The sequence below is a fragment of the Falsiroseomonas algicola genome (assembly GCF_011040385.1).
In the GTDB taxonomy this organism is placed as follows: domain Bacteria; phylum Pseudomonadota; class Alphaproteobacteria; order Acetobacterales; family Acetobacteraceae; genus Falsiroseomonas; species Falsiroseomonas algicola.
Window position 1 is genome coordinate 135,620 of record NZ_JAAIKB010000013.1, and the last position, 19,523, is coordinate 155,142.

At 72.1% G+C, this 19,523-nt stretch carries 18 protein-coding genes; 10 read left to right on the top strand and 8 right to left on the bottom strand.

Going from position 1 to position 19,523, the window contains the following annotated elements; translation table 11 throughout:
* The first annotated feature begins 19 nt into the window (after window positions 1–19).
* A complete protein-coding gene (locus G3576_RS24735; RefSeq protein ID WP_164697148.1) occupies window positions 20–2,107 on the top strand; it encodes a TonB-dependent receptor family protein in 2,088 nt (695 codons plus the stop codon).
* A gap of 62 nt (window positions 2,108–2,169) precedes the next feature.
* Here G3576_RS24735 and G3576_RS24740 read toward each other — a convergent pair whose 3' ends face one another.
* Window positions 2,170–2,640, bottom strand: coding sequence for a con-10 family general stress protein (locus G3576_RS24740; protein ID WP_164697149.1), 471 nt, complete (start codon window positions 2,638–2,640; stop codon window positions 2,170–2,172).
* A gap of 372 nt (window positions 2,641–3,012) precedes the next feature.
* Between G3576_RS24740 and G3576_RS24745 the strand changes: the two genes are divergently transcribed.
* Both G3576_RS24745 and glf read left to right on the top strand, forming a co-directional pair.
* Window positions 3,013–4,227 (top strand): glycosyltransferase family 1 protein, encoded by a 1,215-nt coding sequence (locus tag G3576_RS24745; protein ID WP_164697150.1) that lies wholly within the window; start codon window positions 3,013–3,015, stop codon window positions 4,225–4,227.
* Window positions 4,220–5,389: a UDP-galactopyranose mutase gene (glf, locus tag G3576_RS24750; RefSeq protein WP_164697151.1), complete on the top strand. Its 1,170-nt coding sequence runs from the start codon at window positions 4,220–4,222 to the stop codon at window positions 5,387–5,389. The genes G3576_RS24745 and glf overlap by 8 nt, the downstream gene beginning before the upstream one ends.
* Window positions 5,390–5,419: 30 nt before the next feature.
* Here the strand turns inward: glf and G3576_RS24755 are convergent, their stop codons facing one another.
* Complete coding sequence (locus G3576_RS24755; protein WP_164697152.1) at window positions 5,420–6,334, bottom strand: LysR family transcriptional regulator; 915 nt, start codon at window positions 6,332–6,334, stop codon at window positions 5,420–5,422.
* 145 nt (window positions 6,335–6,479) lie between these two features.
* On the opposite strand from G3576_RS24755, the gene G3576_RS24760 reads away from it, so the two are divergent.
* The 5 genes from G3576_RS24760 (at window position 6,480) to G3576_RS24780 (ending at window position 11,248) form a co-directional block, all read left to right on the top strand.
* Window positions 6,480–7,055: a carboxymuconolactone decarboxylase family protein gene (locus G3576_RS24760; protein ID WP_164697153.1), complete on the top strand. Its 576-nt coding sequence runs from the start codon at window positions 6,480–6,482 to the stop codon at window positions 7,053–7,055.
* Window positions 7,055–7,699: a peroxiredoxin-like family protein gene (locus G3576_RS24765; RefSeq protein ID WP_164697154.1), complete on the top strand. Its 645-nt coding sequence runs from the start codon at window positions 7,055–7,057 to the stop codon at window positions 7,697–7,699. The genes G3576_RS24760 and G3576_RS24765 overlap by 1 nt, the downstream gene beginning before the upstream one ends.
* The gene (locus G3576_RS24770) at window positions 7,696–8,613 is read left to right on the top strand and encodes a DMT family transporter (RefSeq protein ID WP_164697155.1); all 918 of its coding nucleotides are present in this window, start codon (window positions 7,696–7,698) and stop codon (window positions 8,611–8,613) included. Before G3576_RS24765 ends, G3576_RS24770 begins: the two co-directional genes overlap by 4 nt.
* A 125-nt stretch (window positions 8,614–8,738) precedes the next feature.
* Window positions 8,739–10,055, top strand: a complete 1,317-nt coding sequence (locus G3576_RS24775) for a DUF1800 domain-containing protein (protein WP_164697156.1) — start codon at window positions 8,739–8,741, stop codon at window positions 10,053–10,055.
* Window positions 10,052–11,248 (top strand): DUF1501 domain-containing protein, encoded by a 1,197-nt coding sequence (locus G3576_RS24780; RefSeq protein WP_164697157.1) that lies wholly within the window; start codon window positions 10,052–10,054, stop codon window positions 11,246–11,248. Before G3576_RS24775 ends, G3576_RS24780 begins: the two co-directional genes overlap by 4 nt.
* A gap of 196 nt (window positions 11,249–11,444) precedes the next feature.
* Here G3576_RS24780 and G3576_RS24785 read toward each other — a convergent pair whose 3' ends face one another.
* The 5 genes from G3576_RS24785 to G3576_RS24805 form a co-directional block, all read right to left on the bottom strand.
* Window positions 11,445–12,362 (bottom strand): hemolysin family protein, encoded by a 918-nt coding sequence (locus G3576_RS24785; protein WP_164697158.1) that lies wholly within the window; start codon window positions 12,360–12,362, stop codon window positions 11,445–11,447.
* Window positions 12,359–12,802 (bottom strand): rRNA maturation RNase YbeY, encoded by a 444-nt coding sequence (gene ybeY / locus G3576_RS24790; protein WP_328729758.1) that lies wholly within the window; start codon window positions 12,800–12,802, stop codon window positions 12,359–12,361. The genes G3576_RS24785 and ybeY overlap by 4 nt, the downstream gene beginning before the upstream one ends.
* Window positions 12,803–12,902: 100 nt before the next feature.
* Entirely contained in the window at window positions 12,903–13,886 is a 984-nt protein-coding gene (locus G3576_RS24795; protein ID WP_164697177.1) for a PhoH family protein, read from the bottom strand.
* Between the two features lie 107 nt (window positions 13,887–13,993).
* Complete coding sequence (gene miaB, locus G3576_RS24800; RefSeq protein ID WP_328729760.1) at window positions 13,994–15,445, bottom strand: tRNA (N6-isopentenyl adenosine(37)-C2)-methylthiotransferase MiaB; 1,452 nt, start codon at window positions 15,443–15,445, stop codon at window positions 13,994–13,996.
* A gap of 156 nt (window positions 15,446–15,601) precedes the next feature.
* Window positions 15,602–16,543 (bottom strand): lysophospholipid acyltransferase family protein, encoded by a 942-nt coding sequence (locus G3576_RS24805; protein WP_235952417.1) that lies wholly within the window; start codon window positions 16,541–16,543, stop codon window positions 15,602–15,604.
* Between the two features lie 212 nt (window positions 16,544–16,755).
* Here G3576_RS24805 and G3576_RS24810 point away from each other — a divergent pair, with 212 nt between their 5' ends.
* Both G3576_RS24810 and G3576_RS24815 read left to right on the top strand, forming a co-directional pair.
* Window positions 16,756–17,739 carry a Bug family tripartite tricarboxylate transporter substrate binding protein gene (locus G3576_RS24810; RefSeq protein ID WP_164697160.1) on the top strand — a complete coding sequence of 328 codons (984 nt, stop codon included), beginning with the start codon at window positions 16,756–16,758 and terminating at the stop codon, window positions 17,737–17,739.
* 8 nt (window positions 17,740–17,747) lie between these two features.
* Window positions 17,748–18,797: an NAD/NADP octopine/nopaline dehydrogenase family protein gene (locus tag G3576_RS24815; RefSeq protein WP_164697161.1), complete on the top strand. Its 1,050-nt coding sequence runs from the start codon at window positions 17,748–17,750 to the stop codon at window positions 18,795–18,797.
* 7 nt (window positions 18,798–18,804) lie between these two features.
* Here the strand turns inward: G3576_RS24815 and G3576_RS24820 are convergent, their stop codons facing one another.
* Window positions 18,805–19,212, bottom strand: a complete 408-nt coding sequence (locus tag G3576_RS24820) for a hypothetical protein (protein ID WP_164697162.1) — start codon at window positions 19,210–19,212, stop codon at window positions 18,805–18,807.
* Between the last annotated feature and the right edge of the window lie 311 nt (window positions 19,213–19,523).

Consider the following 19,523-nt stretch of genomic DNA (forward strand, 5'->3'; position numbering starts at 1 on the left):
CATCAGGACAGGATTCATCATGCGTATCCTCACGCGCTGCCGGCTGCTGGCCGGCACGGCGCTGCTTGCGCCCACGCTCGCCCTCGCCCAGGACGCCACGCCGGGCATCGCCATCACCGTCACCGCGCCGCCCATCCCTGCGGCCTCCGCCACGCCCTCCAACGACCAGGCGACGGAGGAAGCCCGCCGAATCCCCGGCAATGTCTCCATCGTCCCGGCCGAGGCCTTCCTCGACCGCCCCGGCTCGACGACGCTGCGGCAGATGCTGGACCTCACGCCCGGCGTCTTCGCCCAGCCGAAATGGGGCGAGGATTCGCGCCTCTCGATCCGTGGCTCGGGTCTCGCGCGCAACTTCCACCTGCGCGGCGTGCGCCTGAGCCTCGATGGCATGCCGCTGAACCAGGCCGATGGCAGCGGCGATTTCCAGGAGCTCGACGCCCAGACGCTGCAGCGGCTGGAGGTGTTCCGCGGCGGCAATGCCTTCGCGCTCGGCGCCAATACGCTGGGCGGCGCGCTCAACGCCGTCTCCCAGACCGCGCGCAGCAACCCCGGCGGCACGGTGCGGCTGGAAGCGGGCAGTGACGGCTTCGCCCGCGGGTTGCTGAGCTACGGCGCCACGGCAGGCCAGGCGGATGCCTTCATCGCCTATTCCACGCTCTCCCAGGAAGGCTATCGCGACCACAGCGCCGGCCGCAGCCAGCGCGTCAACGGCAATGTCGGCTATCGCTGGTCGGACAATGCGGAGACGCGTTTCTTCGTCACCTACAACAACATCTGGCAGCAGATCCCCGGCGCCGTGACGCGCGACCAGGCGCTGCGGTCCCCCCGCAGCGCCGCCACCGCGAACCTGACGGGCGACTACATGCGCAACATCGAAAGCCTCCGTCTCGGCAGCCGCACAGCGGTCCGCCCGATGGAGGGCGTGCTGCTGGAAGCCGGCGTCAGCCTGGTGCGGCGTGAACTGGACCACCCCATCTTCCAGTACATCGACCAGCGCAACGACGATGTCGCCGCCTATGCCCGCGCCACGCTCGATGGCGTGGTGGGCGGCATGGACCACCGCCTGGTGGTCGGCGCCAATGCCGCGATCGGAGTCACCGACAGCAACCGCTACGTGAACATCGGCGGCAGGCCCGGCGCGCGCACCGCCTCCTCGCTCGACCGCGCCCGCACCAACGACCTCTATGCGGAGAGCACGCTGCGCGTGCGCCCGGATGTCGCGATCATCACGGGCCTGCAGGCGGGAGAGGCCTATCGCGCTTCCCGCGACCGCTTCCTGACGGAAGCCGTGACGGCCGCCGATCCCTTCCGCGACGACAGCGGCAGCGGCCGCTGGCAGTGGCTCAACCCGCGCTTCGGCGCGATCTGGGACATGACGGAGCAGTCGCAGCTTTTCGCCAATCTCACCTGGAGCACGGAGCCGCCGACGCTGTCGGACCTGACGCCGCTGGTGGCCGTGGGCGGCTTCTCCCGCCTCGATGCCCAGCGCGCGGTCACGGCGGAATTCGGCACGCGCGGCCGGCAGGGCGACCTCCGCTACGAGGTCACGCTCTACCGCTCCTGGATCCGGGATGAGATCCAGCTGCTGGCAGGACCGACGGCGGGCTCCTCCCTCGCGCAGAATGTGGACCGCACCATCCACCAGGGGATCGAGGCCGGGGCGGACTGGCTGGCGGCGCGGGATGCGCTGGCGGTCGGCGACACGCTGCGGCTGCGCGGCGCCTATACCTTCAGCGACTTCCGCTTCGACGGCGACCGCAGCTATGGCGACAACGAGCTGCCCGGCGCGCCGCGGCACCTGCTGCGCGCCGAACTGCGCTACGCCCATCCCGCCGGCGGCTGGGTGGCACCGAACCTGGACTGGGTGCCGCAGGCCTTCTATGCGGACAACGCGAATACGCTGAAGACCAGCAGCTACGCCCTGCTGGGGCTCCGCGCCGGCTGGGATTTCGGCCATGGCGTCACAGCCTTCGCGGAGGCCCGGAACCTCGGCGATACGCGGTACATCGCCAGCACCAGCGTGGCGACGGTGGCGGCCGCGAACAGCGCGCTGTTCGAACCGGGCTTCGGCCGCAGCCTCTTCGCGGGTGTGCAGTTCCGCTTCTGACCACGCCATAAAAAAGGGCCGCCGGATCGCGCCGGCGGCCCCCTTTCATTCAGTACCGACGATCAGCGGCGATTGCCGCCGCCGCTGCTCTGCCCGCCCTTGCGGCCGGCTTCGCTGGCCTTCTCGCGGTCCTGCGCGAAGTTGCCGCCACTGCCGCTGCCCTGGGAACCGCCCGAGGAGCCACCGCCACCCTGGCTGTGCTGGCCGCCGCTGCGGCCGGCCTCGGACGCCTTCTCCCGGTCATTGGCGAAATTGCCGGGGTTGTTCTCCCGCCCCTGGCTCTGCCCGCCCATGCGGCCGGCCTCGCTCGCCTTCTCGCGGTCATTGGCGAAATTGGCCGGGTTGTTCTCCCGACCCTGATGCGTGCCGCCGACCTGGCCGGCGCGGGCCGCCTTTTCGGGATCGTTCGCGAAATTGCCGGGGTTGTTCTCTCGCCCCTGGTGCTGCCCGCCGGTGCGGCCGGCCTCGGCCGCCTTCTCGCGGTCATTGGCGAAGTTGCCGGGATTGGAATTGCCCTGGTTGTTGCTGGCCATGATGTCGTTCTCCCATCTCTCTCTCTACGATTGGGGCCGGCCCGGTTTCCCGGCGGCCCATCCTCCGACAGCCCGTGAAGGCCGGCGGCAGGGACGGGCGGAAGAACGCCGTCGCCGCGACGCAGGATGCCCGTCTTGCGCGGAATTCACGCGATGCGTTCGCGCAGCGGTGCTGAACCGTGCCGGTCGCGAACCGCCATCGTTCCCATCGCTGGCGCTCACGTCTTAGGAATCTTCGCCGGAACCGCAGCGCAGCATCCGGCGTTCTGGCCACATCCAGGACGTCCGGATGGTCCAGGGCAGCGGCGGTCACGCCGCGCGACGTGAGGTCGCGTGCCCGTCCATCCGCCCGCCTCGCCAAAGGAGACCAGGATGAACGAGGCCCCGCCTTGTGCTGCCACGCCTTGTGCGGAAGACGCACGCCCCGTGCTGCTCTGCCTCTCGCATCTCCGCTGGGACTTCGTCTTCCAGCGGCCGCAGCACCTGATGACGCGTGCCGCCGCCACGCATGAGGTGATCTTCTTCGAGGAGCCGCTGCACCAGCACGTGTCCGAGCCGCGGCTCGACCTTTCGCCGCGCGCCGGCGGCGTCACCGTCGCGCAGCCGATCCTGCCGCATGGCACGGCCCCCGATGCCGCCATCGCCGCGCAGCGTGCGCTGCTCGACGATCTTCTCGCCGCGCGCGCCGGCCGCCGCCTGATCGCCTGGTTCTACACGCCGATGGCGCTCGCCTTCGCGGGGCACCTGCATCCCGACGTCACCGTCTATGACTGCATGGACGAGCTCTCCGCCTTCCGCGGCGCGCCGCCGGCGATGATCGAGATGGAGCGTCGCCTGATCGCCCGCGCCGACCTCGTCTTCACCGGTGGCCGCAGCCTCTATGAGGCCAAGCGCGGCCGCCATGCGCGCGTCCACTGCTTCCCCTCCTCCATCGATACCGCGCATTTCGGCCAGGCCCGGCAGGGCGCGGCGGAGCCGGAGGCGATGCGCGGCCTGAAGCGCCCGCGCCTCGGCTTCTTCGGCGTGGTGGACGAACGGATGGACATCGACCTCGTCGCGCAGCTGGCGGCGCTGCGGCCGAACTGGTCGCTCATCATGGTCGGCCCCGTCGTGAAGATCGACGAAGCCTCCCTCCCGCGCGCCGCCAACATCCACTGGCTCGGCGGTCGCAGCTATGCCGACCTGCCGGCGCATCTCGCGCATTGGGACATCGGCTTCATGCCCTTCGCGCTGAATGAGAGCACGCGCTTCATCAGCCCGACCAAGACGCCGGAATTCCTCGCCGCCGGCCTGCCCGTCGTCTCCACGCCCGTCATCGACGTGGTGCGGGACTATGGCGATGCCGGCCTGGTCGAGATCGCCGACGACGCCGCCGCCATGGCGGCCAAGGTCGAGATGATGCTGGCGCGCGAACGCGCACCCTGGCTTGCCCGCGTCGATGCGCAGCTCGCCCGCAATTCCTGGGACATCACCTGGAACCGCATGGCCGGGCTGATCCGCGACGTGACCTCACCGCAGGCAGCCGCGCGCAGCGGTGCCGGCGCATCCTTCCAGTCCATTCGCGCAGCGGGGGCGGCTCATGTTTGATTGGCTCATCGTCGGTGCCGGCTTCGCCGGCTCCGTCCTGGCGGAACGCCTGGCGACGCAGCGCGGCGACAAGGTGCTGGTCATCGACCGGCGCGAGCACATCGCCGGCAATGCCTATGACCACCTGGACGAGGCGGGGGTGCTGATCCACCGCTACGGCCCGCACATCTTCCACACGAACAGCGAGGCGGTGTTCAACCACCTCTCGAAGTTCACGGCCTGGCGCCCCTATGAACACCGCGTGCTGGCGGAGGTGATCAGCCCCACCACGGGCCAGCTTGTGCAGGTGCCGATCCCCATCAACCTCGACACCATCAACACCCTCTACGGCCTGTCGCTGACGGAAGCCGAGGTCGAGGGCTGGATGGAAGCGCGGGCCGAGAAGGTGGACCAGATCCGCACCAGCGAGGATGTCGTCGTCGGCAAGGTGGGGCGCGAGCTCTATGAGATGTTCTTCCGCGGCTACACGCGGAAGCAGTGGGCGCTCGACCCCAGCGAGCTGGACAAGAGCGTGACGGCGCGCGTGCCGACGCGCACCAACACCGATGACCGCTACTTCACCGACAAGTTCCAGGCGATGCCGCGGGACGGCTACACCGCGATGTTCGCGCGCATGCTGGACCAGCCCGGCATCACCGTGCGCACCGGCATGGATTTCGCCGAAGCCCGCAAGCGCTTCAGCTTCCGCCGCGTCATCTGGACCGGGCCCGTCGATGAGTATTTCGGCTTCCGCTACGGCAAGCTGCCCTATCGCAGCCTGAAGTTCCGGCATGAGACGCTGGACCGCGAATGGGCGCTGCCGACCGGCACGGTGAACCACCCGGCGGAGGAGACGCCCTTCACCCGCGTCTCCGAATACAAGTGGATCACCGGCCAGAAGCACCCGAAGACCAGCGTGACCTACGAATTCCCGAGCGCGGAGGGCGACCCCTACTACCCGATTCCCCGCCCGGAGAATGCGGCCCTCTACAAGAAGTACGAGGCGCTGGCCGATGCGGAGCAGGACACCTGGTTCGTCGGCCGCCTCGCCACCTACCGCTACTACAACATGGACCAGGTGGTGGGGCAGGCGCTCTCGACCTTCGAGCGCATCCAGAAGGTCGTGCCGCCGGCCTCCGCGAATGACGACCAGCGCCTGGCGCGCGTCGGCACCGCGGATTGAATGCCTGGGGGAGGCGCCATCGCCTCCCCCTCACGGCCCGCCATGGTCGCTGAGCGCCGGGTCCAGCCGGAACTCGGCGGCCAGATGGTCCACCACCGCCCGCACGCGCGACGGCACCTGCCGCCGCGTCGGGAAGACGGCCTGGATCGGCAGCAGCGTCGGCGTCCAGCCCGGCATCACCGCCACCACGCGCCCGTCGCGCAACTCCTCCGCCAGCAGCCATAGCGGCGCCAGATAGAGCCCCATGCCCGCCAGCACGGCGGCGCGGACCGCCTCGCTCGAACTCGCGCGGAAGCGGCCCTGCACGGGCACCAGCACCGGCCCGTCCGGCCCTTCGAAGGGCCAGGCCTCCCCGCTCGCGAGGCCGGTGAAGATCAGGCATTCGTGCCGCGCCAGATCCTCCGGCCGCTCCGGCGTGCCGGCGCGGGCCAAGTAGTCCGGCGTCGCCACCACGGCGCGGCGCGTCAGCCCAATGCGCCGCGCCACCACGGCGGGGTCGGTGATGGTGCCGATCCGGATCGTCGCATCCAGCCCCTCCTCCACCAGGTCCGCAGCCCGGTCGCCGAGCTGGAGATCGACCGAGAGCGCGGGATGGCGCGCCAGCAGCGCCGGCAGCCGCGGCACCACCTGCAGCCGCCCGAAGGCGACGCCGGCGCCGAGCCTGACGCGGCCCGCGACTTCGCCGCGCCGGTCGCCCACCGTGCCGATCGCCGCCTCCGCCGCCTCCAGCGCCGCCCGCGCCCGCGGCAGCAGCGCCAGCCCGTCCTCCGTCAGCGCGACGCCGGTGGAGGATCGGTGCAGCAGCCGCGCCCCCAGCCGCGCCTCCAGATCCGCCACCTGCCGCGAGACGGCGGGCTGGGAGGTGTTGAGCGCCCGCGCCGCGGCGGAGAAGCCGCCGAGTTCGGCCACGCGGAGGAAGGATCGGAAATGCAGCAGCAGGTCCATGGCGCGCGATCCTGCCAAGGCCCGCGCGCGCCGCCCATACGGAAACCGGATGGCCCCGAGCCGGTCGCGCCGCGATCCGCCCGCGCCGCCACCGCGGCAAGGTCTCCTCACCGGCAAGGACGCCGACCCGAGAGGAGAGACCCCGATGGCCCATTTCCCCACCCACACCGCCGACACCGCGCCGGAGGCCGCGCGCCCGACGCTCGCCGCCATCAAGGCCGGCTGGGGCTTCGTGCCCAATTTGCATGCCGGCCTGGCCGAGGCGCCGGTGGCGCTGGAGGCCTATGGCACGCTGTTCGACCTGGTCGGCCGCAGCAGCTTCACCCCGGCGGAACAGCAGGTCGCCTTCCTCACCGTCTCCGCCATCCATGAATGCGAATACTGCGTCTCCGGCCATTCCATGCTGGCGGGCAAGGCGGGGCTGGATGGCGCGAGCATCGAGGCGCTGCGGGAAGGCGGCGCCCTGCCGGATGGAAGGCAGCAGGCGCTGCGGGCCTTCACCGCCTCCCTCGTCCTGAACCGCGGCCGCGTGCCGCCGGGCGAGGTCGAGGCCTTCCTCGCCGCCGGCTACACGGAAGCGCAGGCGCTGGAACTGCTGGTGGTGGTCGCCGCCAAGACCATCAGCAACTACGCCAACCACCTGGCCGGCACGAAGCTCGACGGCTTCATGGCCAGGACCGCCTGGGTCGCCCCCTCCCGCCGCGCCAAGGTGGCCGCGTGATGGGCGCGCTGCAGAACGACCTCGATGCCTTCCGCGCCGAATGGGCGCGGAAGGCCCCCGCCGAGGCGCAGGCGCTGATCGCCGGCCAGATCGCCGCGCTGGAGCAGGATGGCGCCGAGGACCGCATCCTGGCCGCGGGCGCGATGCTGCCCGACCTGGTGCTGCCCGATGCCAGCGGCCGCCCCCGCGCGCTCCGCGACTTCGGCGCGGCGGTGATCGTCTTCTACCGCGGCGGCTGGTGCCCCTATTGCAACCTCCAGCTCCGCGCCTGGCAGAAGCGCCTGCCGGAGCTGGCCTCGCGGGGCCTCGCTTTGGTCGCGATCAGCCCGCAGCTTCCCGATGGCTCGCTCTCCACCGCGGAGCGCAACGCGCTGACCTTCCCCGTGCTGTCGGACAGCGAGGATCGCGCCGGCCAGGCCTTCGGCGTCAGCTTCGCCCTGCCGGAGGACCTCATCGCCCTCTATCGCCGCTTCGGCCATGATCTGCCGGCGGTGAACGGCCCCGCGGGCTGGCGCCTGCCCATGCCGGCCACCTTCCTGGTCGGCGGCGACGGCCGCATCCGCTTCGCCCGCGCCGAGGCCGATTACCGCCGCCGCGTCGATCCCGACACGGTGCTGGCCCTGGTGGAGGAGGCGGTGGCATGAGCGCGACGGTCATGAAATCCCACAGCCTGATGCTCACACCCACGCTGCGCGGCCTGCTCTGGGGCCTGACCGCGGCGGTGATCTGGGGCGGCTACCTCTCCTTCGCCCGGGCGGGCATCACGGGCGGCCTGGCGCCGCTCGATTTCGCGCTGCTGCGCTATGGGACGGCCGCGCTGCTGGTCCTGCCGCTGCTGCCGCGGATCGGGATGCGCGACCTCGGTGGCATCGGCTGGGGGAGGGGGGCGGTGCTGGCCCTGCTGGCCGGGCCCGCCTTCATCCTGCTCGGCACCTGGGGCTACCGCTTCGCGCCCCTCGCCCATGGCGCCGTGGTGCAGCCCGCCACCGTCACCATCGCCACCATGGCGCTGGCCATGCTGGTGCTGCGGGAGCAGATCGCCCGCCAACGCTGGATCGGCGTCGCCATCGTCATCGGCGGCCTGGCGCTGGTCTCCGGCGCCGCCATGGCCCAGGGCGAGGCCTGGAAGGGCGATCTGATCTTCGCCGCGGCGGGCCTTCTCTGGGCGCTCTTCACCATCGCGTCGCGCCGCTGGAAGGTGGATGCTTGGCGCGCGACGACCGCGGTGGCGGTGATCGGCGGCGCCGCGGCCCTGCCGCTCTGGCTCGCCTTCGGCGATGGCCCGGCGCTGCTGGCGCAGGGCTGGCGCGTGATCGGCACCCAGGCGCTGGTGCAGGGCGCGCTTTCCGGCCTGCTGGCCGTGCATGCCTTCGGCCGGGCGGCGGCGCTGCTGGGCCCGGCGCGGGCGGCGATCTTCCCCGCCATGGTGCCGGCCCTGGCCGTGCTGGCGGGCATCCCGGTGGCCGGCGAATGGCCGGAGCCCGTGCAGTGGCTGGGCCTCGCGACCGTCCTGGCGGGGCTGCCCCTGGCCATGGGGTTGTGGCGCCCCCGGGCCTGAACACGCATGGCGTGCCGACCACACACCGATTCGTGTAGGCTCCACGACAGCAGATCAACGGGTTACGAAACCGGCAATGTTTCGTAACCCAAGATTTCGCCATTCTTGGGTCGGAGCCTTCGCCCATGAGCATCACGCCCCACCTCACCGTGCACCGGTTCGGTCTCGGGCCCCGCGCGGCCCTCCCCGCCGATCCGACCCAGGGCAACCCCTTGGCCTGGCTCGATGCCCAGACCATCGGCGCAGGCCCCCCCGTCCCGCCGCCAGAGGGCCGGGACGCCGCCTTCGCGCTCGCGGAAGGCTATGCCGCCTGGCGGGAGCATGACGCGACGCCGCCCCCCGCCGGCCAGCCCAGCCCCGTGACGCGGCTGTTCCGGGCGGAGCAGGAGGCCTGGACGAAGCACCTGCTGACGGCGGAGGAGCCCTTCCGCGAACGCCTGGTGATGTTCTGGCTGAACCACTTCACGGTGGCGGAGCGCGGCGGCTTCGGCGTGACCACCGCCTATGCCGGCTTCCTGCGGGACGTGGTCCGCCCCCGCATCACCGGCCGCTTCGCCGACCTGCTGGTGGCGGTCTCCACCTCGCCCTCCATGCTCTACTACCTCGACCAGGTCGCCTCGGTCGGCCCCAACAGCAGCTTCGGCCGGCGCAGCGGACGCGGGCTGAACGAGAACCTGGCGCGGGAGATCCTGGAACTCCACAGCCTCTCCCCCGCCTCCGGCTACACCCAGGCCGACGTGACGGAGTTCGCCCGGCTGATGACGGGTTGGGGCGTGGAGCGGATGCGGGAGCCCTTCGGCACGATCTTCCGCCCCGCCAACCACGAACCCGGCCCCAAGACCGTGATGGGCAGGCGGTTCGAGGAAGGGCCGGCCGCCTATGAGGAGGCGCTCCGCTTCCTGGCGGCGCACCCCGCCACGCTCCGCCACCTCGCCTTCAAGCTCGTCCGCCACTTCATCGCCGACGACCCGCCGCCCGACGCCGTGGCGCGGATCGAGGCCGTGCTGCGTGACACCGATGGCGACCTGGGCGCCGCCTCCCGCGCGCTGGTCCGCCTGCCCCAGGCCGCGAACCCGGCCCTGACGAAACTGCGGAGCCCCATGGAGTGGATGCTCGCCATCCACCGTGCCGGCGGCACGACCGACCCGCGCCCGGTGATGGGCGGCATGGCAGCCCTGGCACAACCCCTCTGGAACGCCCCCCAGCCCAATGGCTGGCCCGACACCGCGCAGGGCTGGGCGGGGCCGGAGGGCGTGATGCAGCGCCTCGACCTCGCCTATGACGTCGCCGGCCGCTTCGCCCGGCAGGACCCGCGCGCGCTGCTCGCCAGCACCCTCGGCCCCCTGGCCGGCCCGGCGACAAGCCGCGCCGTCACCACCGCCGGCAGCGCACGGGACGCCATCGCCCTTCTCTTCGCCAGCCAGGAGATGCAGCGCCGATGACCCATCTTCCGAAGCTCGGCCGCCGCGGCCTGCTGCTCGGCCTCGGCGCCGTCGCGACGCTCGGCCAGGCCCGCCTGGCGCTCGCCGATCCCACCCCCGGCGAGGCCCGCCTGGTCGTCATCCTGCTGCGCGGCGCCATGGATGGGCTGCACGCCCTCATCCCCTATGGCGATGCCGACTACGCCACGCTGCGCGGCCCTCTCGCCTTGCCCCAGCCGGGGCAGGAGGGCGGCGTGCTCGACCTCGGCGGCTTCTTCGGCCTGCATCCCGCGCTCGCGGCCATGCACGCCATGTATGGGGAAGGCGCGCTGCTGCCCATCCATGCGGTGGCCGGCCCCTACCGCACCCGCAGCCATTTCGACGGGCAGGACCTGCTGGAAGGCGGCAGCGACCAGCGCCTGACCTCCGGCTGGCTCAACCGCGCCCTGGCCGCCGCCGCGCTGACGGAAGGAAAGGCCCGCCGCGGCCTGGCGCTCGGCATCGACCTGCCGCTGATCCTGCGGGGCGCCCAGCCCGTCGGCATGTGGGCGCCCCCCCGCCCCGCCCGGCCCGATGCCGCGCTCTACCTCCGCATGGCGGAACTGCTGCATGACGACCCGCTGCTCGGCCCCGGCGTCGCGGAAGGCCTGCGCGGCCGCGGCTTCGCGACCGAGGCCCTCTCGATGGGCGCGCCGCTCCCCGCCAACCAGGGCGGCTTCCTCCGCCTGGCCGGCGCCGCCGGCCGCCTGCTCGCGGCGCCGGAAGGCCCCCGCGTCGCCGCCCTGGAGATCGGCGGCTGGGACACCCACGCGGCCCAGACCGACCGCATGCTGCCGGCACTTCGCCAACTCGATGGCGGACTCGCCGCGCTGAAGGCCGAACTCGGCCCCGCCTGGGCGCGCACCGCCGTGCTCTGCATCACCGAATTCGGCCGCACCGCGCGCATCAACGGCAACGCCGGCACGGACCACGGCACCGCCGGCGCCGCCTTCCTGGCCGGCGGCGCCATCCAGGGCGGCCGCGTGCTGGCAGACTGGCCCGGCCTCGGCCAAGGCAGGCTCTTCGAGAACCGGGACGTCCAGCCGACGCGCGACCTGCGCGCCATCGCCAAGGGCCTGCTGCGCGACCACCTGCGGCTGCCACCGCAGGCCGTCGCGGCAGCGTTCCCGGGGAGCGAGGCGGTCGAGGCGGAGGCGGGGATGGTGCGCGGGTGATTCCGGGGGAACGCCGTTCCCCCGGACCCCCATGCCAAGGGCCAGCGGGCCCTTGGAACCCTTGAGATACAACGGCGAAGGGGGAGGGGGCCCAAGCCCCCTCCCCCTTCGCCGTTATGCCCGCGGTCCAGGGTCCCGTTGGACCCTGGCGGGGGGTGCAGGGGGGCAGCGCCCCCCTGCAAACAACCCGCGCGACCTACTCCGCCGCCTGCTTCGCCGGCTCCGTCCCCGGCATCCGCACCCGGAGTCGCCGGATGCGGCGCGGATCGGCGTCCAGCACCCGGAACTCGAGGCCCGAGGGGTGGGAGATCAGTTCACCCCGCGCCGGCACGCGGCCGGCGAGGGTGAAGACCAGGCCGCCGACGGTGTCGATGTCGGAGTTCCGCTCCTCCTCCGTCAGCACGGCGCCGAACTTGGCCTCGAAGGCTTCGACCGTCGTGCGGGCGTCGAGTTCCACCGTGCCGTCCGGCCGGTCCTGCATGGTGACGGGCGTGATCTCGTCGTGCTCGTCGGCGATGTCGCCGACGATCGTCTCGACCAGGTCCTCGATCGTCACCAGCCCGTCGATGCCGCCATATTCGTCCACCACCAGCGCCATGTGGATCCGGGCTGCGCGCATCTGCAGCAGCAGGTCTAGCACCGGCACCGTCGGCACGACGAAGAGCGGCCGTCGCAGGATCGCCTTCATCGAGAAGCTGGCCGCATCCCGCCCGACGGCGGCGAAGACGTCCTTGATGTGCACCATCCCCGCGATGTCATCGAGGTTCTGGCGATAGACGGGGAAGCGGCTATGGCCTTCCCGCTGGATCAGCCGGATCGCCTGTTCCAGCGTCAGATCCTCCGGCATCGCCAGGATGTCGGCGCGGGGCACCATGACGTCATAGGCCGTCTTGTCCCGCAGCAGCAGCACGTTGGAGAGCAGCAGGCGTTCGTTCAGGTCGAGCCCGCTATCGCCATCCGCCGCGGCGCGGTCCGCCCGCTCCTCCTCCCTCGCTTCCAGCAATTCCTCGACCCGGTCGCGGACGCTTTCGTTCTCCCGCCGGCCGAGCAGGGTCTGGAGGCGCCCGAAGAAGCTGTTGCGGCGGTCATGGCCGTTGCCGTTGCCGCCGCTCATGGCGCGAAGCGCGCCCGCGTCGCCGCGGCACCCTCCTTCCCCCCTTGGGCCTTCCACGGATTGGGCCGGCCGAGGCGCCGCATCACGCGGGCCTCCGCCTGTTCCATGCGGCGGGCCTCGCCGGCCTCCAGATGGTCATGCCCAACGAGGTGCAGGGCGCCATGGGCGACGAGATGCGCCAGATGGTCCGCCGGGCGGCGGCCATTCTGCCGTGCCTCCCGCCGCACCACGCCGAGCGCGAGGGCGATGTCGCCGAGATGCCCTGGCATGCCGCCCGGGAAGGACAGCACGTTGGTGGGCTTGGCTTTCGATCGGTGATCGCTGTTGAGGCGCCGGACCGTGGCGTCATCCGCCAGCAGCACCGTGACCGCCCCTTCGGCCCCCGCTTCGCGCAAGGCGGCCATCGCGGCCTGCCTGGCGAGAGCCTCAGGCCGCTTCACGGCGGCGCGCCATCCGGGCGCCGCGAGGACGACGGTGATCTCCGCCGCCCCATTCCCGATCCCAGCGCCGCCGGAGGACTCTCCAGCCGCGCCGGGCGGTCTACTTAACGGTTCCATCCTTCTCCTTCTGCCCCCGGCCCCTCTGGGCAGCCTCATCCAGGCGCCCATAGGCCGCGACGATCCGTGCCACGAGCGGATGCCTTACCACATCCCGCTCCGCAAATCGCGCCACCGCGATGCCATCCACCCCATCAAGAATCGACAAGGCTTCCGCAAGCCCGGATTTCTGGCCGGGCGGCAGGTCGATCTGGGTGGGGTCGCCGGTGACGACCATGCGGCTGCCATGGCCCATGCGCGTCAGGAACATCTTCATCTGGGCCGGCGTGGTGTTCTGCGCCTCGTCCAGGATGGCGTAGCAATGGGCGAGTGTGCGGCCGCGCATGAAGGCGAGCGGCGCGACCTCGATCTCCCCCGCCTCGATCCGGCGCTTCACCTGCTCCGCCGGCATCATGTCGTGCAGCGCGTCATAGAGGGGCCGGAGATAGGGATCGACCTTCTCCTTCATGTCGCCCGGCAGGAAGCCGAGCCGCTCGCCGGCCTCCACCGCCGGGCGGGACAGCACGATCCGATCGACGCGCCCGGCCTGGAGGAGGGCCACACCCTGCGCCACGGCCAGGTAGGTCTTGCCCGTGCCCGCCGGCCCGATGCCGAAGACCATGTCATTGCGGGCCAGCATGTCGATATAGGCGGCCTGGGCCGGGGTGCGGGGCGCGATGGCGCCCTTCCGCGTCCGGATCGCCGGGATGTCCTGCAGCGGCAGGCGCGGATCGGCTTCCTGCACGCCCTCGGCCATCCGCATCGCTGCCTCCACCTCCGCCGAACCCACCGCCTCGCCCTTCTGCAATCGTCGCCAGAGCGCGCCCAGCGCCGCTTCCGCCACTTCCGTCCGCTCCGGCGTCCCCGTCAGGGTCAGCCGGTTGCCCCGGCTGTTCAGCCGGATGCCGAGGCGCACCTCGATCCGGGCCAGGTTGCGGTCATGCTCCCCGTAGAGGAGCGGCACCAGCGCGTTGTCGTCGAACTGCATCGTGACCACGCGCTGGGCGGGCTGGTCGGCCGAGGCGAGGCGCTGTCGCGCCACCGGTTCGGCCACCCGGCCTGAAGGGATAACAGAAAGCGCAGGGGCCTGGGTGTTCAAGCGGCGGCCTTCTCCTGACAGGGGGGTTGGGGGCTGCTCTCGGGCGGTCCGTTCCCCGCGGGCCGACCAAGGGGACGCACGGAAAGGGAATTGGGGTGCGCGGCCAGAATCTCCACCGCCACCATCTCGCCAGGCTGCTCGCCCCCGCCCTCGAAATGCACGGGCTGGAGCCAGGGCGACCGTGCCGCGAGCTGCCCGGGATGCCGGGCGGGCCCGGTCACCAGCACCTCGCAGCGTCGCCCCACGCAGGAACGATTGAACCCGTCCTGCTGTTCCCGCAGCAGCGCCTGGATTTCCTGCAGCCGCCGGTCCTTCTCGGCTTCCGGCACCTGCATCGTCGCACCCGCCGCCGGCGTGCCGGGGCGGGGCGAATACTTGAAGGAATAGGCCAGCGCGAAGCCGACATCGCGGATCAGCGCCATGGTCGCCTGGTGGTCGGCCTCGCTCTCGCCGGGATGGCCCGCGATGAAGTCGGAGGAGAGCGCGATGTCCGGCCGCGCCGCGCGCAGCTTCTCCGCGATCCGGCGATACTCATCCGCCTTGTGGCCTCGGTTCATGGCCTGGAGGATGCGGTCGGAGCCCGACTGCACCGGCAGGTGCAGGAAGGGCATCAGGGCCGGGATCTCGCCATGGGCGGCGATCAGCGCGTCATCCATGTCGCGCGGGTGGCTGGTGGTGTAGCGCAGCCGGGCCACGCCCTCGATCTCCGCCAGCTCCCGCAGCAGCCGGGCCAGGTTCCAGCTCTTCCCGTCCAGCCCCTCGCCATGCCAGGCATTCACGTTCTGGCCGAGCAGCGCGATCTCCCGGCTGCCCTGGGAAGCGAGGCGCCGGGCCTCCGCGATGATCGTCGCGGCGCTGCGCGAGTATTCGGAGCCCCGCGTGTAGGGCACGACGCAGAAGGAGCAGAACTTGTCGCAGCCTTCCTGGATGGTGAGGAAGGCGGTCACGCCCTGCGGCGTCGTGCTGTCCGGCAGGAAGTCGAACTTCTCCTCGGCGGGGAAATCCGTCTCGATCACGGCGCCGGCCGCCCGCGTCGCGCGGGCCACCATCTCCGGCAGGCGGTGATAGGTCTGCGGGCCGAGGACGAGGTCCACATAGGGCGCCCGCGCCGTGATCTCCGCCCCCTCGGCCTGCGCGACGCAGCCGGCGACGGCCAGGATCATGCGGTCGCCCCCCTGTTCCTTCGCCTGCTTCAACACGCGCAGCCGGCCGAGTTCGGAGAACAGCTTCTCCGACGCCTTCTCCCTTATGTGGCAGGTGTTCAGCACCACCATGTCGGCGTCTTCCGGCGCCTCCGCCGGCGCATAGCCGAGGGGCGCCAGCACATCCGCCATGCGCGCGCTGTCATAGACATTCATCTGGCAGCCCCAGGTGCGGATGAAGAGCCGCTTCAGGGGCCTCGCCGGCGTTTCGCCGGCGGAACTGGACAGTGAGGTCTGGGCGTTCACCGGTGAAAACACTCCGCCGCCCCGCCGGGAAAACGGCGGAGGGAAGCGGGGGATGTGCGCAGGCGCCGCGCCCGGGTCAAGCGACCCCGTGCGACGGCCGCACGGCCGAAGGGTTCATCGCCATGGCCTCAGGCTGCGGGACGGCGCCGCGCCGGGTCAAGCGGGAATGCGGGGCAGGGGCGCGCGCAGCGGCACGACGGGGCGGTTCTGCCGCATGGTGGCGCAGGCGCGCGCGATCACCTCGGAGCACGCCGCGGCCAGCGCCTTGCGGTCGGGGTAGTCGGCGGGGTCCACGGGATCATGCAGCACGATCGTCGCCCGCCCGCCGGGGTGGCGCGCCAGGCGCCAGAAATGGGTGAAGATGTCGGTGTCGCCATACCAGGCGAACAGCGGCCGGTCCCGCCGGCAGGCCGGCAGCCCGCCCAGCCGGTCGAACACCACGGACACCGGCTGCACCTGCCGCGCATGGTCCGCGACGGACAGGAAGGCGCTGCGGAAGGGCAGGACGCGGCCGCCATCGCTGGTCGTGCCCTCCGGGAACAGGATCACGCTGTCCCCCTGGCCCATGCGCTCCCGGATCACGCCGGCCTCCCCCTTCGTCGCCGTGCGCGTCCGGCTGACGAAGAGCGTCCGGCCCAGCCGCGCCACGGTGCGGATGAGCGGCCACTGGCCCACTTCCGACTTCGCCACGAAGCAGGCATCGAGCGTGGTGCCCAGCGCCAGCACGTCGAGCCAGGAGGAATGGTTGGAGACGAAGAGCACCGGCGCCTGCCGCGATGCCTCCCCCACCACCCGCACCTTCAGGCCGATCAGCCAGCAGAGCACGCGGAAATAGACCTGGCCGAAGGCGACATTGGCGCGCCCCGGCAGCACCAGCAGCAGCGCCTGGATCGGGATGGCGATGAAGGTCCAGGCCAGGATCGAGACCAGGCGGCGCGACGCCCGGAATCGCCCGCCGAGGCGTCGGAACCCCAGCACATCGCCCCACAACCCTTCCGGATCGGCGGAGGAGAACTGGATCGGGGACTTCCGGAGCAGGCGGCGGGGCCGCAGCGCGTCGGAAGCGGTCAGGCGGGCGGTGGCTTCCATGAGTCGCATTAACGCCGCGATCCGCGACATGGCAATGAAACCCGCGCGACCATCGCGTGACGATTGGTTGCGGGTCCGGTGACAGGGCATGCAACCCGTGTGAAGACCGCCGCGCGACCCCTTGGCCAGGAACAAATCATCCCGCCCCGGTTGCGCGTTGTGCGAAGCGCCCCGGCACGGCAGGGTGGGGCATGGACCGAACCCGCGAAAAGGCCCCCGCCATGCCGCCTCGCCTCCCCCGCCGGACGCTTCTGGGCGCCAGCCTCGCCATCCCCTTCCTGGCAACGGCCGCCCGCGCCCAGGCCGCCTGGTCGCCCGACCGTCCCGTGCGCCTCATCGTCCCCTTCGCGCCGGGCGGCAGCCAGGACGTGCTCGGCCGGCTCTTCGCCCAGGCGGTGTCGCAGAGCATCGGCCAGAACATGGTGATCGAGAACCGGGCCGGCGCCGGCGGCATCATCGGCGCGCAGGAAACCGCCCGCGCCGCGCCGGATGGCCTGACCCTGCTGCTGGCAACGGCCGGGCAGCTCACCATCGCCAAGGCGGTCGGGCGCCGGCTGGCCTATGACCCGATGGCCGATTTCGCGCCCATCATCCACCTCTCCGACAGCCCCGTGGCGCTGGCCGCCGCGCCCAGCCTGCCGGTGAACAACACGCGGGAGCTGATCGCCTACTGCAAGGCCGCCCGCCAGCCCATCCCCTATGGCTCCACCGGCATCGGCACCAACACGCACCTCATCATGGAAGACCTGAAGGCGCGGGAGGGGCTGAATGTCGAGCACGTGCCCTATCGCGGCGCCGCGGCCGCCTTCAACGACCTGGCCGCCGGGCGGATCGGGCTGATGATGATCTCCGTCGCCTCCGTCATGGCGGTCTCCGGCGCGCAGATGAAGGTGCTCGGCGTCTCCTCCCGCGAGCGCTTCCCCCCCACCCCCGACGTGCCGACCCTGATCGAGGGCGGCCTTGCGGGGTTCGAGGCCTCCATCTGGACCGGCATCGCCGCCCCCGCCGCCACGCCGGCGCCGATCGTGGAGCGCTGGCGCGCCGAATTCGCCAAGGCGCTGGAGACGGATTTGGTGAAGGCCCGCCTGCCCGCGCTCGGCTCCACCGCCAATGGCAGCGGCCCCGCCGAGTTCGGCCGCCTGCTGCGGGAGGATCTGGAGCGCTGGACGCGCGTCGCCGCGCCCCTCTCGATCTCCCTGGACTAGGCCAGCCCATGCGTCTTGCCGTGCTGGGTGCGGGGGCCGTCGGGCCGGCGGCGGCGGTGCTGGCCGTCAGCCGCGGACATTCCGTGGCGCTCTGGTCCCCCCGCGGCGGCGGCACGCATGGCATCGGCGCGACCTTGCGGGTGGAAGGCGTGATCGCCGGCACCGCCCGGGTCGATGTCGCCGTCGATGTCTCCCGCGCGCTGTGGCAGGCGGAGGCGGTGCTGGTCTCCGTCCCGCCCCACGCGCTGGGCCCCGTGCTGCGCCGTGTCGCGCCCATGCTGCATGAGGGCGTGCCGGTGCTGCTGGCGCCGAGCCATTCGCTGGCGCCGCTGCTGCTGGACCGGCTGCTGGCCAGCCTCGGCAGGGCCGCGCCGATCGGCGCCATGGCGACGCCGCCGCTCCTGGCGGCGCGGGAGGCCGGCGACCTGGTGCGCATCACCGCGCTGCGGGAGGGGGTGGAGATCGCCGCCGTCCCCGCCGCCGCGGCGACCGGCCTGGCGCAGCTGGCGGCGGACCTCTTCGGCGTGCCCTTCCGCCCGCTCCCCGATGCGGTGGGCGCGGCGCTCGCCAACCACGACGCCGTGCTGCAGGCAGCGCTGGCCATCGCCAATGCCACGCGGATCGAGGGCGCGGAGCCCTGGGACATCCATGAGCGCCTGACCCCCGCCGTCTGCCGCCTGGCGGAACGCCTGGACGCGGAGCGCCTGCACCTCGCCCACGCGCTCGGCCACGCCGTCACGCCCCTGCCCACCGCGCTGGCCCGCGCCCATGGCGTGGAGGAAGCGCCGCTGTTCCGCATGGCGGCCGCGATGGCCGCCCAGGGCGCCGCCCCCGGCCCGCTCGGGCTGGACGCCACCCACCTGGCGGAGAGCGTGACCTATGGCCTGGCGCTCTGGCTGCGCCTGGCGGAGGCGCGGGGCCTGGCGATGCCGCTGACCGCCGCGGCGGTGGCGGTGCTGGAAGCGCTGTGGGGCAGCGCGCTCTCCGGCGACGACCTTCTGGAGGGGCTGGATCTGGCGCAGCTGCCCACCCTGATGCGGGACGGGCATCCGCGGTAGGGGGTGCTCAGCGCCCCATCGACAGGCACTGCCCCCCGCTGCACACGCCGGAATAGCTGCCGGAGCGATAGCCGGTGACACGGTTGTTGAGCGCGCCGGAGCAGGCGATGCTCGGGTTGGCCAGGCAGTTCCGCTGGCCGCCCGCCGGGCCCTGCGCGGGGGCGGGCTGCGCCGCGGCGAAGGCACCGTTCACCTGCGCGATCAGCTGGGCCTGGGTGGCGCTGACGCGCTGCATCGACCGCGTCATGGCATCGACGAAGATGTACTCGCCGCCGATCTCCTCGCAGAGCGACCCGCCGCTGGCCGGCAGCGCCGTGCAGCGGCCGAGAGTGGCGTTCTGCACATACTGCCCGCAGGCGGTGAGGTTGAAGGAGGCGGCGAGGGTCAGGCCGGCGAGGGTGAGGAAGCGGGGCATCGGCGGGGCTCCTTGCTGGGATTGGCTGGCAAGGAGGAGTGAAGCCCAGCGGGAGGGCCGTTCGCTGTTCCCGGGGTGACAGGGCGTGCGCGGGTTGATGCGGGGAAGGCGCTGCCTTCCCCGCGCCCCATCCGCCAGGCCCGAGACGGGCCTGGACCGTCATCAGTTTGCGTGGCGCCAAATTCCCGCGGTCCAGGGTCCCGTTGGACCCTGGCGGGGGTTGCAGGGGGGCGGAGCCCCATAGGCGCTAGGATAGAGCGGGGATCGTGAGGCTGGTTGCGGCGTTTTGTGGGTGTGACCCTTGATGCACG

What these genes read in the sequence shown, in the direction of transcription:
- G3576_RS24735 (WP_164697148.1), top strand. Translation starts at nt 20, where the DNA reads ATGCGTATCCTCACGCGCTGCCGGCTGCTGGCCGGCACGGCGCTGCTT.
- G3576_RS24740 (WP_164697149.1), bottom strand. Translation starts at nt 2,640, where the DNA reads ATGGCCAGCAACAACCAGGGCAATTCCAATCCCGGCAACTTCGCCAAT.
- G3576_RS24745 (WP_164697150.1), top strand. Translation starts at nt 3,013, where the DNA reads ATGAACGAGGCCCCGCCTTGTGCTGCCACGCCTTGTGCGGAAGACGCA.
- glf (WP_164697151.1), top strand. Translation starts at nt 4,220, where the DNA reads ATGTTTGATTGGCTCATCGTCGGTGCCGGCTTCGCCGGCTCCGTCCTG.
- G3576_RS24755 (WP_164697152.1), bottom strand. Translation starts at nt 6,334, where the DNA reads ATGGACCTGCTGCTGCATTTCCGATCCTTCCTCCGCGTGGCCGAACTC.
- G3576_RS24760 (WP_164697153.1), top strand. Translation starts at nt 6,480, where the DNA reads ATGGCCCATTTCCCCACCCACACCGCCGACACCGCGCCGGAGGCCGCG.
- G3576_RS24765 (WP_164697154.1), top strand. Translation starts at nt 7,055, where the DNA reads ATGGGCGCGCTGCAGAACGACCTCGATGCCTTCCGCGCCGAATGGGCG.
- G3576_RS24770 (WP_164697155.1), top strand. Translation starts at nt 7,696, where the DNA reads ATGAGCGCGACGGTCATGAAATCCCACAGCCTGATGCTCACACCCACG.
- G3576_RS24775 (WP_164697156.1), top strand. Translation starts at nt 8,739, where the DNA reads ATGAGCATCACGCCCCACCTCACCGTGCACCGGTTCGGTCTCGGGCCC.
- G3576_RS24780 (WP_164697157.1), top strand. Translation starts at nt 10,052, where the DNA reads ATGACCCATCTTCCGAAGCTCGGCCGCCGCGGCCTGCTGCTCGGCCTC.
- G3576_RS24785 (WP_164697158.1), bottom strand. Translation starts at nt 12,362, where the DNA reads ATGAGCGGCGGCAACGGCAACGGCCATGACCGCCGCAACAGCTTCTTC.
- G3576_RS24795 (WP_164697177.1), bottom strand. Translation starts at nt 13,886, where the DNA reads ATGCAGTTCGACGACAACGCGCTGGTGCCGCTCCTCTACGGGGAGCAT.
- G3576_RS24805 (WP_235952417.1), bottom strand. Translation starts at nt 16,543, where the DNA reads ATGCGACTCATGGAAGCCACCGCCCGCCTGACCGCTTCCGACGCGCTG.
- G3576_RS24810 (WP_164697160.1), top strand. Translation starts at nt 16,756, where the DNA reads ATGCCGCCTCGCCTCCCCCGCCGGACGCTTCTGGGCGCCAGCCTCGCC.
- G3576_RS24815 (WP_164697161.1), top strand. Translation starts at nt 17,748, where the DNA reads ATGCGTCTTGCCGTGCTGGGTGCGGGGGCCGTCGGGCCGGCGGCGGCG.
- G3576_RS24820 (WP_164697162.1), bottom strand. Translation starts at nt 19,212, where the DNA reads ATGCCCCGCTTCCTCACCCTCGCCGGCCTGACCCTCGCCGCCTCCTTC.